The sequence below is a fragment of the Solibacillus sp. FSL H8-0538 genome (assembly GCF_038003525.1).
GTDB lineage: Bacteria > Bacillota > Bacilli > Bacillales_A > Planococcaceae > JBBOPI01.
Window position 1 is genome coordinate 67,335 of record NZ_JBBOPI010000001.1, and the last position, 15,744, is coordinate 83,078.

The 15,744-nt window shown below is 40.5% G+C and carries 15 protein-coding genes; 14 read left to right on the forward strand and 1 reads right to left on the reverse strand.

Annotated elements, in window-relative coordinates; translation table 11 throughout:
- The first annotated feature begins 60 nt into the window (after positions 1–60).
- The 9 genes from purR (at position 61) to mfd (ending at position 10,542) form a co-directional block, all read left to right on the forward strand.
- On the forward strand, positions 61–888 hold the full coding sequence (gene purR, locus MHH87_RS00290) for a pur operon repressor (RefSeq protein WP_340747367.1): 828 nt from the start codon (positions 61–63) through the stop codon (positions 886–888).
- 1 nt (position 889) lies between these two features.
- Entirely contained in the window at positions 890–1,267 is a 378-nt protein-coding gene (locus MHH87_RS00295) for a RidA family protein (RefSeq protein ID WP_340747368.1), read from the forward strand.
- A gap of 207 nt (positions 1,268–1,474) precedes the next feature.
- Positions 1,475–1,765 (forward strand): septation regulator SpoVG, encoded by a 291-nt coding sequence (gene spoVG / locus MHH87_RS00300; protein ID WP_340747369.1) that lies wholly within the window; start codon positions 1,475–1,477, stop codon positions 1,763–1,765.
- A gap of 437 nt (positions 1,766–2,202) precedes the next feature.
- Positions 2,203–3,573, forward strand: a complete 1,371-nt coding sequence (gene glmU / locus MHH87_RS00305) for a bifunctional UDP-N-acetylglucosamine diphosphorylase/glucosamine-1-phosphate N-acetyltransferase GlmU (RefSeq protein WP_340747370.1) — start codon at positions 2,203–2,205, stop codon at positions 3,571–3,573.
- A 25-nt stretch (positions 3,574–3,598) separates the two neighbouring features.
- Positions 3,599–4,558 (forward strand): ribose-phosphate diphosphokinase, encoded by a 960-nt coding sequence (locus MHH87_RS00310; RefSeq protein ID WP_340747371.1) that lies wholly within the window; start codon positions 3,599–3,601, stop codon positions 4,556–4,558.
- Positions 4,559–4,843: 285 nt separating this feature from the next.
- On the forward strand, positions 4,844–6,031 hold the full coding sequence (locus MHH87_RS00315; RefSeq protein WP_340747372.1) for an MFS transporter: 1,188 nt from the start codon (positions 4,844–4,846) through the stop codon (positions 6,029–6,031).
- A gap of 57 nt (positions 6,032–6,088) precedes the next feature.
- Entirely contained in the window at positions 6,089–6,652 is a 564-nt protein-coding gene (pth, locus tag MHH87_RS00320) for an aminoacyl-tRNA hydrolase (RefSeq protein WP_340747373.1), read from the forward strand.
- Positions 6,653–6,711: 59 nt separating this feature from the next.
- Positions 6,712–6,939 carry an anti-sigma-F factor Fin gene (locus tag MHH87_RS00325; RefSeq protein WP_340747374.1) on the forward strand — a complete coding sequence of 76 codons (228 nt, stop codon included), beginning with the start codon at positions 6,712–6,714 and terminating at the stop codon, positions 6,937–6,939.
- 90 nt (positions 6,940–7,029) lie between these two features.
- Positions 7,030–10,542, forward strand: a complete 3,513-nt coding sequence (gene mfd, locus MHH87_RS00330) for a transcription-repair coupling factor (protein ID WP_340747375.1) — start codon at positions 7,030–7,032, stop codon at positions 10,540–10,542.
- A 42-nt stretch (positions 10,543–10,584) separates the two neighbouring features.
- On the opposite strand, the gene MHH87_RS00335 is transcribed toward mfd, so the two are convergent.
- The gene (locus MHH87_RS00335; protein ID WP_340747376.1) at positions 10,585–10,905 is read right to left on the reverse strand and encodes a hypothetical protein; all 321 of its coding nucleotides are present in this window, start codon (positions 10,903–10,905) and stop codon (positions 10,585–10,587) included.
- 294 nt (positions 10,906–11,199) lie between these two features.
- Here MHH87_RS00335 and spoVT point away from each other — a divergent pair, with 294 nt between their 5' ends.
- The 5 genes from spoVT (at position 11,200) to yabP (ending at position 15,743) form a co-directional block, all read left to right on the forward strand.
- Entirely contained in the window at positions 11,200–11,736 is a 537-nt protein-coding gene (spoVT, locus tag MHH87_RS00340) for a stage V sporulation protein T (protein WP_340747377.1), read from the forward strand.
- 240 nt (positions 11,737–11,976) lie between these two features.
- Positions 11,977–13,590 (forward strand): putative polysaccharide biosynthesis protein, encoded by a 1,614-nt coding sequence (locus tag MHH87_RS00345; protein ID WP_340747378.1) that lies wholly within the window; start codon positions 11,977–11,979, stop codon positions 13,588–13,590.
- 9 nt (positions 13,591–13,599) lie between these two features.
- Complete coding sequence (gene mazG, locus MHH87_RS00350) at positions 13,600–15,063, forward strand: nucleoside triphosphate pyrophosphohydrolase (RefSeq protein ID WP_340747379.1); 1,464 nt, start codon at positions 13,600–13,602, stop codon at positions 15,061–15,063.
- A 3-nt stretch (positions 15,064–15,066) separates the two neighbouring features.
- Positions 15,067–15,357: an RNA-binding S4 domain-containing protein gene (locus MHH87_RS00355; RefSeq protein WP_340747380.1), complete on the forward strand. Its 291-nt coding sequence runs from the start codon at positions 15,067–15,069 to the stop codon at positions 15,355–15,357.
- A gap of 86 nt (positions 15,358–15,443) precedes the next feature.
- Entirely contained in the window at positions 15,444–15,743 is a 300-nt protein-coding gene (yabP, locus tag MHH87_RS00360; protein WP_340747381.1) for a sporulation protein YabP, read from the forward strand.
- Position 15,744 lies beyond the last annotated feature (1 nt).

The window sequence follows — 15,744 nt, forward strand, 5'->3', positions numbered from 1 at the left end:
CAATTAGGTGTTATTCAGCGCGAATGCACTTTTACTATAATTTTTTTAGGAGAGGGTCACATGAAATGGAAGCGTAGTGAACGCCTTGTTGATATGACTTATTATTTACTTGAGCATCCACACCAACTGATCCCGCTAACTTATTTTTCTGATCAATATCAATCGGCAAAGTCTTCTATTAGTGAAGATTTAACGATTGTGAAAGAAACATTTGAAGAAAAAGGAATAGGGCTGTTAATAACAGTACCAGGAGCAGCAGGTGGCGTAAAATATATTCCGAAAATGGCTGAAGGAGAAGTACGTGAAATTATCGAGGAGCTAAGTATAGAGCTTGGTCACGCGGAACGTTTACTTCCTGGGGGTTATTTATTTATGACGGATTTACTAGGAAATCCGGATTTAATGAACCGTGTTGGTAAAGTATTTGCCAGCGCATTTTCCGATCAGCATATCGATGTTATTATGACGGTTGCAACAAAAGGGATTTCGATTGCCCATGCGATTGCGAGACATTTAAATGTACCAGTCGTGGTCGTACGCCGTGACAGCAAAGTAACAGAAGGTTCAACTGTAAGTATTAATTATGTATCTGGTTCTTCTCGTCGTATTCAAACGATGGTTTTATCAAAACGTAGTATGAAAAGCGGACAGCGTGTACTGATTACCGACGACTTTATGAAAGTGGGCGGTACGATGAACGGGATGAAAAACTTGCTTGAGGAATTTGATTGCAAGCTAGCTGGAATTGCCGTACTTGTCGAAGCGGAGCATGCCGACGAAACGTTAGTAGATGATTATTATTCTTTAGTAAAACTTCATGAAGTGAACGAGAAGGATCGTACTATCGCTTTAAGTGAAGGTAACTATTTTTCGAAGGGGAGAAAGTAACATGAAAGCAGTTTCAACAACAAACGCACCGGCAGCAATCGGGCCATACGCACAAGGAATTATCGTAAACAATATGTTTTATTCTTCAGGTCAAATCCCACTAACAGCAACAGGTGAGTTAGTAGAAGGGGATATTGAGGCACAAACAAATCAAGTATTCGAAAATTTGAAAGCGGTTCTTGCCGAAGCAGGCTCGTCACTAGATAGTGTTGTGAAAACAACCGTATTTATGAAAGATATGAATGACTTCGTAGCAATGAATGATGTTTATGCATCTCATTTTGGTGCGCATAAACCGGCTCGTTCTGCTGTGGAAGTCGCGCGTCTACCAAAAGATGTGAAAGTTGAAATTGAAGTTATTGCTCTAATTAAATTATAAGTCACCAATTTGTAAAGAAGCAGGCTCGATTTTTTCGAGTTTGCTTTTTTTTTTTAATAAATTAATAGAAAATTATGTAAATGTATTGTATTGTATATACAAACAGTTCTAATTTTTCAGAAAACTTTCTAAAATTAGAAGGGAAATAGGGATATTTTATAGAATAATAATATCTCTAAAGGCATCCGAGAAGAGAGGAGTGAGAGAATGGAAGTAACTGATGTAAGATTACGTCGTGTCCAAACTGACGGTCGTATGCGTGCGATCGCTTCCATCACACTAGACGATGAGTTTGTTGTTCATGATATTCGTGTGATTGATGGAAATACGGGTTTATTTGTAGCAATGCCAAGTAAGCGAACACCAGATGGAGAATTCCGCGATATTGCGCATCCAATTAATTCTGGTACACGTAATAAAATTCAAGAAATTGTTCTAGCCGCATATCATTCATCAAGTGAAGAAGAAGTATTAGAGCTAGAAGAAGCAAACGTTTAATATTGTGTAGATAAGAGTCGCTCAAATCGGAGTAGGCTCTTTTTTTATGGTTAAGAAAGTATAACTTCCATAACTACATAATAAAGTACATCATCTCGCCTTATTTTAGGGCGAGATGTGTCTTTCTAAAAAGATAAAAAAGTATATCCATTTCAGAATGTCTAGGCACTTGTGCCGCACAATCGAAGTCGCGGTCTACCCTCGGGCGAAAGTGGTGAAGCGTTTACTTGCGCTTAGGGCTCGTAAGCAGCTTGTCGCGAATGCACTTTTCTTATTTTTTAGCATGGAAGAAACGTTGCGAGAGGATTTGGGGCGCAAGCGAGAGGGTGCAAAATTGAAGGTTATTTGCATGATTTGTCAAGTCTGAATACCTTGAAAATAAAGCGAATTTACTATATAGTCAGAAGAGAAAATGAGCTAAATTGGAGGACTTAAAGATGACGAACATTTTTGCGGTAATTTTGGCTGCTGGTCAAGGAACACGCATGAAGTCCAAATTATATAAAGTGCTCCACCCCGTATGTGGAAAGCCCATGGTCGAACATGTTGTCGATCACATTCAATCAGTTAATGTGGATCGGATCGTAACAGTGGTAGGGCACGGAGCAGAGCTTGTGAAGGAAACGCTTGGCGAAAAAAGTGAGTACGTATTACAAGCAGAGCAGCTTGGTACAGCGCATGCAATTCAACAGGCAGAACCGATTTTAGGAAAGCTTGAAGGTACAACATTAGTTGTATGCGGAGACACACCCTTAATTCGTCCGGAAACAATGCAAGCATTGTTCGAGCATCACGCGAAGCAAAATGCCAAAGCGACAATTTTGACAGCGGTTGCAGAAAATCCAACAGGTTATGGTCGTGTATTACGCGATACTGACGGAAAAGTAGCGCAAATCGTTGAACAAAAAGATGCAACAGAACAACAAAAACTTGTGACAGAAATCAATACAGGTACATACTGTTTTGATAACAAAGCATTATTTGAAGCGCTAAAGCTCGTAAATAATCATAATGCACAAGGGGAGTATTACTTACCAGACGTGATTGAAATTTTACAACAGCAAGGTGAAATTGTATCTGCATTCGTCACAGATAGTTTTGATGAGACATTAGGTGTCAATGATCGTTTTGCCCTGTCCCAGGCAGAACAATTAATGCGCGCGCGCATTAATGAAAAGCATATGCGTAATGGTGTCACAATCATTAATCCCGCAACTACTCATATTAGTACAGATGCAGTCATTGGCCGCGATACGGTGTTACAACCAGGTGTGATGATTGAAGGTGCGACAGTTATTGGCGAGGATTGCATCATTGGTCCAAATAGTCATATTGTCGCGAGTAAAATCGGCGATCGTACAACTATTCACAGTTCTGTCGTACTAAATAGCACAGTTGGTAGTGAAACCGCGGTTGGTCCATTCGCACACCTTCGTCCAAATTCAACTTTAGGTGATCATGTGAAAATAGGTAACTTTGTTGAAGTGAAAAAGAGTGTATTAGGTGATCATACAAAAGTTTCTCATTTAAGCTATATTGGTGATGCAGAAGTAGGGAATAATGTTAATATAGGTTGTGGTTCAATCACAGTGAATTATGATGGAAGAAATAAGTTCAAAACTACGATTGAAGACAATGTATTTGTAGGCTGTAATTCAAATCTAGTAGCACCAGTAACAATTGGCGCTGGTTCATTTATTGCTGCTGGGTCTACAATTACAAAAGAAGTACCAGCAGATGCATTTGCAATTGCGCGTGCACGACAAGAAAATAAGCTAGACTATGTTAGTAAATTATATTTAAAATAATCTATTTAAAAAACAGGAGGGCATCATGCCGTATCAATACGCTGACTCAAAATTAAAAATCTTCTCATTAAACTCTAATAATCCACTTGCACAGGAAATTGCGGATGAAATGGGTGTAGAACTAGGGAAATCATCTGTAAAACACTTCAGTGATGGAGAAGTACAAATTAGCATTGAAGAAAGTATTCGCGGGTGTGACGTATTTATTGTTCAGTCGACTTCTGCGCCGGTCAATGAACATTTAATGGAGCTTTTAATTATGATCGATGCTGTTAAACGTGCTTCAGCTCGTACAGTAAACGTTGTAATGCCTTATTATGGCTATGCACGTCAAGACCGTAAAGCGAAAGCACGTGAGCCAATTACCGCTAAATTAGTTGCAAATTTACTAGAAACAGCTGGGGCTACTCGTGTTATTGTATTAGATCTACATGCTCCTCAAATTCAAGGATTCTTTGATATTTTAATTGACCATTTAGTGGCAGTTCCGATTTTAGCGGAGTATTTCCAAACAAAAGACTTCAATCCAGAAGATGTTGTTATTGTCTCTCCTGACCATGGTGGTGTAACACGTGCGCGTAAAATGGCAGAGCGTCTAAAAGCGCCGATTGCTATTATTGATAAACGCCGTCCAAAGCCAAACGTTGCAGAAGTAATGAATATTGTTGGTAATGTTGATGGGAAAGTTTGTATCCTAATTGATGATATTATTGATACTGCTGGAACAATTACAATTGGTGCGGATGCATTAATTAAGAGCGGTGCGAAAGAAGTTTATGCTTGCTGTTCTCACCCTGTATTATCAGGTCCTGCAATTGAACGCATTGAAAACTCTTCAATTAAAGAATTAGTTGTTACAAATACAATTCAATTATCAGACGAAAAACGCTCGCCAAAAATTAAGGAATTATCTGTAGCTAGCTTAATGGCGGATGCGATTTCTCGCGTTTACGAAAATAAATCAGTAAGTACTTTATTTGATTAATTCATAGAACCTGCCCATTTAAGGAATTCTCCTTAAATGGGTTTTTTAATTGTTAAGGGAATTATTAAATTTTTCCTAATGGATAACATTTTAAATAAGTAAATGCAACGTCTAGGCTAAAGCGCCACCCCCTCGAGGTCGCGGTCTGTCCTCTGGCAAAGGCAAGAGCGCCTTCACTCCGGATACTCTGGCGCAATTGTTCTGCATACTACTTCGTATTCCTAGGAGAATCCGCTATAATCAAAGGCAGAATTAAAATTAAAATGAACGGATTATGAGGATGCAATGAGAACACATAATGAAAAAATGAGCATTTATCACGGGATGGCATCTACACTCGCTACAAATGCATCGAGTAGCTATATCCCACTTTTTGCGATGACGATTTTAAGTGCAACTAACTATCAGGTAGGACTAATTAGTTCAATCCCTCCACTTATTACTTTGTTAATGACAGTGCCGGCTGCAATTATTTTAAATAAGGCTGTTGAACAGAGAAAGCTTGTAGCCTTTTCTGTATTAGCGTCTCGTCTCGTATTTTTACTCATTCTATTCATTACGTATGTCCCGAGCTCAGTTACTTCTTGGGTGTTGCTCGGTTTAATTGCCCTGATGAGCATCCCCAATACGATGGTTAATATGGGCTGGCAATCATTTATCGGCAATCTTATTGAAGAGCAGCGGCGAGCGCAGTTTTTTAGTGACCGGAATCGGCTGTTAACGGTGAGTGGATTAGTGTCGACACTGATTATTGGGATTGTGATGCGTGATGCGACAGAAAGCGTAATAGCGTACCAACTGCTATTTGCGTGTACATTTCTTTTTGGAGTAGCTGAAATGATATTTTTACTGCATCACGAAGAACCTATACGTGTTATAAGGCTTGAAAAAAAACGTGCAATGGACTGGACCATTTTTAAAGATCATGCGTACGTTCGCTTCCTATTCGTTGCGCTATGTTTTAATTTCGGCTGGCAAATGGCGTGGGGGCTTTTTAATATTTATAATGTACGCTACGCAGAAGCGACAATTTTTTGGGTCAGTATGTTCAATGTTGGTAATATGCTCGCGCAAATTTTCTCTTTCCCGTTATGGCGAAAATGGTCCGAGCGCTATGGGAATATGCGTGTTTTTGTGTGGGTGGCGTTCGGTATGTCAACAGCCCCGTTACTAACTGCACTTTCAACGAATTTTTATTATTTAACATGGATGTATGCATTGTCGGGTATCTTTGTATCAGGAACAGTATTAATATTATTTAACTTGCTACTTGAAAACTCTCCGAACGAAACGCGTACGTATTGCATCACGTCGTATAATGTGCTACTTGCCATCGTGGCATTTATTGCTCCACAAATTGGAATTTGGTTACTTGAGGCGTTTAATATGGATGTAGCCATGAATATGAGCACACTTGTCCGATTTACAGCAGCACTCGGGTTTTTATATGTCTACATGAAGAGAAGAAAGTAGTTTTTTTTGATTATATGTTAAAATAATCTAGGATTAGAGAAAAAGGATGCGATTTTTATGAAATTAATTATCGGTTTAGGAAATCCGGGTAAGCTATATGAGCATACTCGCCATAATATAGGCTTTGATATCATTGATGTACTAGCAAATAAATGGGGTACACCGTTGAACCAAATGAAATTTAACGGCATGTACGCGAGCGTGCATCGTCCGGAAGGTAAAGTCATTTTATTGAAGCCGCTAACATATATGAATTTATCGGGTGAATGCGTGCGTCCACTAATGGATTATTTTGACATTAATGTAGAAGATATTGTGGTCATTTATGATGATTTAGATTTAGAAACAGGCAAACTGCGCCTTCGTCAAAAAGGTAGTGCAGGTGGTCATAACGGCATCAAATCACTTATTCAGCATTTAGGTACGCAGGAATTTGATCGTATTCGTGTCGGCGTAAGCCGTCCGCCAGCAGGTATGAAGGTAGCCGATTATGTGCTATCAAAATTTTCAAAAGAAGATGCGCCAGTCGTAGAAGAAGCAATTCAAAAATCATGTAACGCGGTAGAAGCGGCGTTATCGCAAAAGTTTTTAGATGTGATGAATCAGTTTAACGGTGCATAAAACAAGATGTCCAAGTCTATACTTTGAGTACAGAACGGTATTCAAAGGAGGACGAGATGATGCCTGTACATTATCGTTGCAGACATTGTGAAACAGAGATAGGTACCTTGCCATTTGATGCAGATGAAACGATTCGAAAGCTTCATCAGTTCGAGATTGGGGAAGTAGATGATTATATTGAACAGGATGCGCATGGTGAGACTACAGTTCATTGCATTTGCGAGCATTGTGAAGACTCACTACGCCAATTTCCAGACTATCACGCATTAAAAAGATGGTTACAGTAAGGAGATTGCTTTGGTAGCCTATACGGCGCCAAGGCTTTTTCCGCTTTTGATACGCATAGTTCAAGTCATAACTAGGGAAGGAGTTTTTTCGTGGACGTTTTTCATCAATTATTCTCGCAAGATAAACATATAAACACTTTTTTACAACAAATTAAGGACGGCTCAGCAGATCAGCAGCTCGTAACTGGACTGACAGGAAGTGCAAGGCCCGCTTTACTCCATACGATCTTCAAAGAAACGAAAAAATCGATCTATATTATTTCGCCGAATTTATTACAGGCACAGAAGCTTGTTGATGATTTAGTGTCACTTGTTGGAGAAGAATTTGTGCATTATTATCCTGCCGATGAGTTCATTGCAGCGAATATGACGATTGCTTCGCCTGAGCTTCGTGCGCAGCGTATTGCGACAATGGACCGATTAGCAAACGGACATGTCGGCATTTATATTATTCCAGTAGCCGGCATGCGTAAAATGATGACACCACCACAGCAGTGGAAAACGAATTACTTACAAACAGCAGTGGGCGAAGAAATTGATACAACACATTGGCTATTGCAATTAGTAGCGATGGGCTATACACGTAGTCAGATGGTGACAACACCAGGTGAGTTTGCAATGCGCGGCGGTATTTTAGACATTTACCCACCGTATGCAGACTCGCCTATTCGACTTGAATTATTTGATACAGAAATTGACTCCATTCGTACTTTTTCTGCTGACAATCAGCGCTCGATTGAAAAGCTGAAACAAATTCGTATTTTACCGGCAATGGAAGTGATTATTAGTCCAGAGCAACGCGGAGACATTGCAGAGCGTCTCGAAAATGCGTTAGCTAAAAGCCTAAAAAAGGTGAAGAAGATAGAAATACAGGAGTTACTTGTCCAAAATATTCAGCTAGATATTGAAATGCTCAAACAAGGGCATTTGCCAGATCATGTGAATAAATATGGCTCGCTGATGTTTGAGCAGGCGGCCTTTTTGGGTGATTATTTTGCGCGCGACGGAATCGTATTGTTTGATGAGCTCGGTCGCATCCAGGAAGTAATGGATGCTTGGGAACGCGAGGAAAATGAATGGTTTCTATCACTTATTGAAGAAGGCAAAATGTTGCATGACGTGAAGCCATCCTATTCGCTTAAAGAAGTACTCGCTATGCTTGAACAGCAAAAATTATTTTTTGCCCTTTTCTCCCGTGCATTTTCAGGCATAAGTTTTCAGAAAACGACGAACTTTTCATGTAAGCCAATGCAGCAATTCCACGGTCAAATTGCTTTACTGCAAAACGAAATGGAACGCTGGAAAAACGAAAGGTTCACCGTATTATTTACTGCAACTGGCGCAGATCGTTTGAAATCTATGCAAACGATGCTACAAGATTATGAGATTCATGCCAACTTGGGTATGCCAAGTGAAGCAGGCATTTATTTAGTGGATGCTACGCTGTCTGCTGGTTTCGAATTACCGTTGCAAAAAATTGCTGTTGTCACAGATGATGAACTCTTTAAGCAGCAAGCGAAAAAGAAAACACGTCCACAAAAAATGACGAATGCCGAACGTATTAAAAGCTATACTGAAATTAAACCAGGTGACTACGTTGTCCATGTGCATCACGGAATCGGGAAGTACATCGGCATAGAAACGCTTGTTGTTAACGGCAATCATAAAGATTATTTGCACATACGTTACCGCGCGGATGATAAATTATATGTGCCGGTTGATCAAATTGATCTCATTCAGCGCTATGTGCCGTCAGAGGATAAGGAACCGAAGCTACATAAGCTCGGTGGTGCGGAATGGAAAAAGGCAAAAGCAAAAGTATCGGCAGCAGTACAAGATATTGCGGATGATTTAATAAAGCTTTATGCCAAGCGTGAGGCAGAAAAAGGCTATGCGTTCTCGCCAGATACGGATGAGCAACGTATATTTGAAGATGCTTTCCCGTACGAAGAAACAGAGGATCAGCTGCGCACTATTATCGAGGTAAAACGCGATATGGAACGCGAACGCCCTATGGACCGACTTGTGTGCGGAGACGTTGGGTACGGCAAAACTGAAGTGGCCATTCGTGCGGCCTTTAAAGCCATTCTAGATGGTAAACAAGTCGCCTTTCTCGTACCGACGACCATTTTAGCACAGCAACATTTTGAAACGATTCAAAAGCGCTTTGAAGAGTATGCGATCAATGTCGGATTACTTAGTCGCTTCCGTACGAAAAAGCAGCAAACCGAAACATTAAAAGGCTTACGTGAGGGTACAGTAGATATTGTCATTGGTACGCATCGTATTTTATCAAAAGATGTGGCCTATAAGGACCTTGGTTTACTTATTGTGGATGAGGAACAACGATTCGGCGTTACGCATAAAGAAAAAATTAAACAAATGAAAACGAACGTTGACGTCATGACGTTAACGGCAACACCAATCCCACGTACACTTCATATGTCAATGGTTGGAGTGCGTGATCTATCTGTTATTGAAACGCCGCCACAAAACCGTTTCCCTGTTCAAACGTATGTAATGGAGCATAGCGGGGCGTTAGTACGTGAGGCAATCGAACGTGAAATGGCTCGAGGTGGACAAACGTTTTACTTATATAACCGCGTTGAGGATATGGCAAAACGCGTCGAGGAAATTCAAATGCTGGTTCCGGATGCACGTGTCGGTTTTGCACATGGAAAAATGACCGAATCTGAGCTTGAATCAGTCATTTTAACATTCCTTGAAGGGGATTATGACGTATTAGTAACGACGACCATTATTGAAACGGGTGTCGATATTCCGAATGTAAACACACTGATTGTGCACGACGCTGACCGTATGGGCTTGTCCCAATTGTATCAACTTCGTGGGCGTGTTGGGCGCTCAAGTCGCGTGGCCTATGCGTACTTTATGTATGAACGAGATAAAGTACTAACGGATGTAGCAGAACAGCGCTTGCAAGCCATTAAAGAATTCACCGAGCTCGGTTCAGGATTTAAAATTGCGATGAGAGACTTATCGATTCGCGGTGCCGGAAATTTACTCGGGGCGCAACAGCATGGCTTTATCGATTCAGTTGGATTCGATTTATACTCGCAAATGCTTGAAGAAGCAATTGAAGAACGTCGCAGTGGCGTGAAGGTAGAGGACAAAATTGAGGTAGAAATTATTTTACACATTGATGCGTACATTCCAGATGCGTATATCCCAGACGGCTTTCAAAAAATTCAAATGTACAAACGTATTAAAGCGATGGAACGTGTAGAGGATTATTTCGAAATTATGGATGAACTGCAGGACCGATTTGGTAATTTACCAGTCGAAACGGAACGCTTAATGCGCGTTGCACGAATGAAAGCATGGGCAATTGAAGCAGGTGTTACGGCAATTAAAGAAAAACAAGGCATCATCTCGATAAATGTATCCGAGCAAGGTACGGCTGTAGTAGACGGCAGTAAAATTGTAGAGGAATCAATGGAATTTGGGCGCGCAGTAGGTTTTGGCATGGATGGTGGGAAATTGACATTAACAATTGATCAAAAGAAATGTGGCAACTATTTACCCTTTGATGTGTTAGAGAAAATGATACAAATTGTAGCAGGTGCAAAAAGAGAAGTATAACGTAAAGGTGGCTCATGAACTGAGCCACCTTTTCATGTCTTTCTAATGTTGAAAGAAAATATTATTAATCGTGCTATAGTGGACTCCGTTCGTATAGTTTAAACGCTGCATCATTTCTTCGCGGTTCGCGTGTTTAATCCGCTTCTCTAAAAACATTTTTTCACGTGTCGATGAAGCTATAAGTAAGTCGCGTTGGCCATTTGCTTTTTCTAAATAACGCTTATAAATACCATTTTCAAACTTTGTAACGACAGTCGCACGGTTTTCCAGGCTTGTTGGATCGTATATAGCGAAATGAGTTCGCGCATTATAGTTGTTACTTCGAAATGATTCTGATGTCGATGTTGCTAGCAAAACTCGCATCCATTCCACCTCCAAAGTATTGTTAGCGATACATTACACAAAATAAGATGATGAAATTTCGAATTCCTTCGTTGAATTAAGGGTGTGTACGATAATTTTTATTTTTTGAAGAAAGAAAAAATTATGAAATTCCTAGTAAAAAATCCACCAAGATATTTAACATGGGGAAAAACGGATGGTAGTTAAAACTTTTATCTTTTATCATTTCATGTACTTATTGCATACATTGACCAATTGCAATGCATACTAATAACATCTTTAAAATGAATAATGTGAAAGAGAGGCAATAGATCAATGAAAGCAACAGGAATCGTACGCCGCATAGATGATTTAGGTCGTGTTGTCATCCCGAAAGAAATCCGAAGAACACTACGCATTCGCGAAGGTGACCCATTAGAAATTTATACGGATCGTGAAGGCGAAGTTATTTTGAAAAAGTACTCACCCATTAGTGACTTAGGGGAGTTTGCACAGGAATATGTTCAGGCACTCTACGAAACATTAGGGACACCAGCGTTCATTAGTGACCGAGATGAAATAATTGCAGTTGCTGGTGTTTCTAAGAAAGATTATGTGTCGAAACGTTTAACTGCGTTTGCTGAAGAATTTATGAAGGTACGCACAGTAACGACAGAAAAGATGGAAACGTCCATCGAGCTAGTAGCCGGACAATTTGAACAAGTAAAATCGTATTGTGTTGCCCCGATAGTTTCGAATGGTGACCCGATTGGTGCAGTATATTTATTATCAAAGGTTCATTTTATCGGTGAAATGGAGCAAAAAAATGCAGAAACGGCAGCTAATTTTTTAGCAAAGCAAATGGAAAACTAATGTACTATCGAAGGCGTCCTTGTAGAAAAGGACGTTTTTTAGTGGTTAAAAAAGTATTGCTTTCTAATTATGTCTCAGCTAAAGCGCCAGCCTCTCGAGGTCGCGGTCTGTCCTTGGGCGAAGGCAAAGAGCGCCTTCACTTCGGACTCTCCAGCGCTTGTCGGGGCAAAGCAGGCGCTTTAGCGCTGTTGTTCTTCATGATATACTGGTGATATTGTATAAATAGAGGAAGGATATAGAATGTCTTCTCAAAATTTTGGAATGAAAAGTTATATGAAAGGGGCTTTGTTATTAACGGTTGCAGCAATTATTGTCAAAGTGCTCAGTGCTGCGTACCGCGTTCCCTTTCAAAATTTAGTCGGCGATCAAGGGTTTTATGTCTATCAGCAAGTGTATCCATTTATTGCATTTTTCGTTGTCTGGACTTCAACGGGCTTTGCTGTTGCCATATCTAAAATGCTGGCAGATTTTGAATCTTCTGGTGTCCAGTCAGAAGCTGAAAAACGAGCTGTGTCGACGATTATCTTTCGTTATTTAACGGCGTTGTCCCTTATTTTTTTCTGTGTGTTGTTTTTCGGTGCAGATCTTCTTGCTGGATTTATGTGGGATGCCCAGCTAGCGCCGTTACTGCGAACAGGTGCATTTGTAACACTTTGTATGCCGATGCTCGCCCTATTAAAAGGAACGTATCAAGCAAAAGCGATGATGGAACCAGTTGCGTATGCACAAGTATTTGAGCAAATGATTCGCGTTTCGATTATTTTAGTAGGTACGGTCATTGTGATGGCCACATCACAGTCTGTTTATGCAGCGGGGACGATGGCGATGCTCGGTACGGTGCTGGGTGAAGTAGCAGGTGTGATTTTACTCGTTTTTTATATGAGGAAGAAGCTAGGCTCGAAGAATTTGCCGAAAATTCATGTGCCAGCTTGGCCAATTATTAAAGAAGTGACGTTTTTTAGTGTCAGTATTAGTATGAGTGGTTTACTCTTACTATGCTTCCAACTCGTAGATTCTTTTTCAGTATTTTCGATGCTCATACAGTCTGGGATGGCTGAGGTTGAAGCGATGGAGTTAAAGGGTATTTATGACCGCGGCCAACCACTTGTCCAGCTAGGAATTGTTATTGCGTCATCATTATCATTAGCGATTGTCCCACTTGTTGCCTTTAAATCAAAAAATAATAATGGACGAGGGGCAATTCCCTTCATACAACTTACGTATAGAACAGCCATTTTATTCGCTGTAGCAGCAGCGCTCGGTTTAATTTTGGTCATGCCTTATGTGAACGTCATGCTATTTAAAACGGATGCCCTGTCTGGGGTATTAATGCTATATGTTGTGCAAATCATCCCGTTGTCAATTATTTTAACGTTTACGGCGATTTTACAAGGTTATAGTAAATTAAAAGTGCCAGCAGGAATTTTACTAATAGGAATTTTACTGAAAATACTAGGTAACCTACTATTGATTCAGCTGTTTGAAATGTTTGGTGCGGCGCTAGCGAGCAATATTGGTTTAATTGTGGCTGCGGTGGCGCTAATTTGGTACTTGAAGCGTTTGATGTCAGTCCAATTAGCATCTAGGAGGTTTTACGTTCAGCTTGTTATCGCAAGTGTAGCAATGATTTTCACAGTAAAATTAGTGGCAGTGCTACTAACTAATATACTAGGTGACGTAGAAAACTCTCGGATAAGTGCGGTTTGGTATAGCGGTATTTTAATTTTCGCAGGCGCCTTTGTCTTTATTACTATTGTTGCCAAACTCCGTTTACTTGCGGTAAAGGAATGGTTTTTAATTCCGCTTGGGCGAAGAATGGCAACATATCAATTATGGTTAAATCGAAAGAAGTAGGTGTAGAACATGTATCAATTAACAGTTATTGGTCTTGGAGCGGCAGATTTTGATCAGCTGCAAATGGGCGTTTATAAAAAATTGAAAACTGCCAAAAAATTATATGTGCGCACGGTGGATCATCCCGTATTAGCAGACTTAGCTAAAGAAGGTGTTGTGTTTGAGAGCTTTGACGCCGTTTATGAAAAGCATGATACTTTTGCGCCCGTTTACACAGAAATTGCGGAAACATTAATTGCTGCAGCACAAACAGCAGATGTCATGTATGCTGTACCGGGTCATCCACTTGTTGCAGAGCAAACCGTGCAAAATTTAATCGAAGCAGATAGCGCGGGTCGCGTAAACTTAACGATTGAAGGTGGGCAAAGCTTTTTAGACCCGATTTTTGGTGCGCTAAAAATTGACCCAATTGAAGGCTTTCAACTATTAGATGGTACGAGCATGTCAATGCACGATATTAATATGCGGCAGCATATTTTAATCGCACAAGTTTATGACGCATTTAGCGCTTCAGAAGTAAAGTTAACGCTGATGGAAAAATACCGCGATGATTATCCGGTAACAATCGTAACAGCAGCGGGTTCTTCCCAGGAGCAACTGCGAACAGTCCCGCTTTATGAATTAGACCAAGTAGCAGAAATAAATAATTTAACAACCGTATATGTGCCACCTGTGGAAAGTGATGAAGATGCGCTTCGCGACTGGTCAACTCTCCGTCGTATTATTGCACGCTTGCGCGGACCAGGTGGCTGTCCTTGGGATCAAAAGCAAACAAATGAATCATTAAAAAAATATTTACTGGAAGAAGCGCATGAATTTTTAGCGGCAGTTGATGCAGAGGACGATTTTGCGATGGTTGAGGAGCTTGGGGACGTGCTCTTGCAAGTGTTCTTACATGCACAAATCGGTGAAGACAATGGCTACTTTAATTTAGAAGAAGTGCTGGCGTCAGTCGCGGGAAAAATGATTCGCCGTCATCCACATGTATTTGGCGATGTAGTAGCTGAAGATGCAGAAGCAGTTGTCGCAAACTGGGAAGCGATTAAACGCAAGGAGAAGGACGGCCTAGAAGGTGCCTTGCTTGCCGGGGAATACCGTGCCGAGTCATCACTGCAAACGTCATATAACTATCAGAAAAAAGCCGCGTCAGTGGGCTTTGATTGGCCAAATGCAGCAGATGCCTGGGATAAATTCGCAGAAGAATGGCAGGAGTTCCGCGATGAAGTGACAGATGGTTCGAACGAGACGCGCCTTGATGAATTTGGAGATGTCCTCTTTACACTTGTAAATATTGCACGCTTTTATAAAATTTCACCAGAGGAAGCAATGCTGCATGCCAACGAAAAATTCGCACGTCGTTTTGCCTATGTAGAGCAAGCGGTACGCGTCAGTGGCAAGCTATTTGAAAACTTTACATTACAACAGTTAGACGCTTTTTGGGATGAAGCGAAGCGTCTAGAAAAAGGGGAGTAGGTTATGCGTTTAGATAAATTTTTAAAGGTTTCGCGTTTAATTAAACGTCGTACGTTAGCAAAAGAAGTAGCTGTACAAGGTCGTATTGCAATTAACGGTAAGGTTGCTAAAGCGGGTACACCGGTCAAAGTTGATGATGAGTTAGCGATCCGCTTCGGGCAAAAAATTGTGACAGCACGCGTCGAAGAGTTACGTGAAAATGTACGTAAAGAAGAAGCGGTGAAGATGTTTACGATATTAAAAGAAGAAAAGCTAGATAAGGTAGAACCTGAATTTATTGATGACGAAAACTAGTAAAAAGCATGACAACAAAATTTTGTTGTCATGCTTTTTTTAGTTGGCGCATAGATTGTAAAGAACAATTGAAAAGGAGGACAAATATGACGATTCATCAAGAAAGTAATCGCTATACGATTTCTTCAGGAGATCATCTAGTAACGGTACGCAATCGAAAGCGAATGGACATGACATCAGTAAAATCAATCGAACGCTTTGATCAAGAAGAGTTTTTTGTTAATACGTCACAAGGACACTTACTTATTCGTGGTGAAGGCTTGCGCATTGTTCATTTAGATGTGGACAAGGGGTTGCTAACACTAGAAGGTGAAGTAAAGACACTGCAGTATGATGAAGAAGAAAATGGGCTCTCGAAAAGTTTCCTCCATAAATTGTTCGGATGAT

Coding starts and splice junctions, on each gene's coding strand:
- MHH87_RS00345 (WP_340747378.1), top strand. CDS start 11,977: ATGTCTTCTCAAAATTTTGGAATGAAAAGTTATATGAAAGGGGCTTTG.
- MHH87_RS00335 (WP_340747376.1), bottom strand. CDS start 10,905: ATGCGAGTTTTGCTAGCAACATCGACATCAGAATCATTTCGAAGTAAC.
- MHH87_RS00310 (WP_340747371.1), top strand. CDS start 3,599: ATGCCGTATCAATACGCTGACTCAAAATTAAAAATCTTCTCATTAAAC.
- MHH87_RS00355 (WP_340747380.1), top strand. CDS start 15,067: ATGCGTTTAGATAAATTTTTAAAGGTTTCGCGTTTAATTAAACGTCGT.
- MHH87_RS00315 (WP_340747372.1), top strand. CDS start 4,844: ATGAGAACACATAATGAAAAAATGAGCATTTATCACGGGATGGCATCT.
- MHH87_RS00325 (WP_340747374.1), top strand. CDS start 6,712: ATGCCTGTACATTATCGTTGCAGACATTGTGAAACAGAGATAGGTACC.
- mazG (WP_340747379.1), top strand. CDS start 13,600: ATGTATCAATTAACAGTTATTGGTCTTGGAGCGGCAGATTTTGATCAG.
- purR (WP_340747367.1), top strand. CDS start 61: ATGAAATGGAAGCGTAGTGAACGCCTTGTTGATATGACTTATTATTTA.
- MHH87_RS00295 (WP_340747368.1), top strand. CDS start 890: ATGAAAGCAGTTTCAACAACAAACGCACCGGCAGCAATCGGGCCATAC.
- pth (WP_340747373.1), top strand. CDS start 6,089: ATGAAATTAATTATCGGTTTAGGAAATCCGGGTAAGCTATATGAGCAT.
- spoVT (WP_340747377.1), top strand. CDS start 11,200: ATGAAAGCAACAGGAATCGTACGCCGCATAGATGATTTAGGTCGTGTT.
- spoVG (WP_340747369.1), top strand. CDS start 1,475: ATGGAAGTAACTGATGTAAGATTACGTCGTGTCCAAACTGACGGTCGT.
- yabP (WP_340747381.1), top strand. CDS start 15,444: ATGACGATTCATCAAGAAAGTAATCGCTATACGATTTCTTCAGGAGAT.
- glmU (WP_340747370.1), top strand. CDS start 2,203: ATGACGAACATTTTTGCGGTAATTTTGGCTGCTGGTCAAGGAACACGC.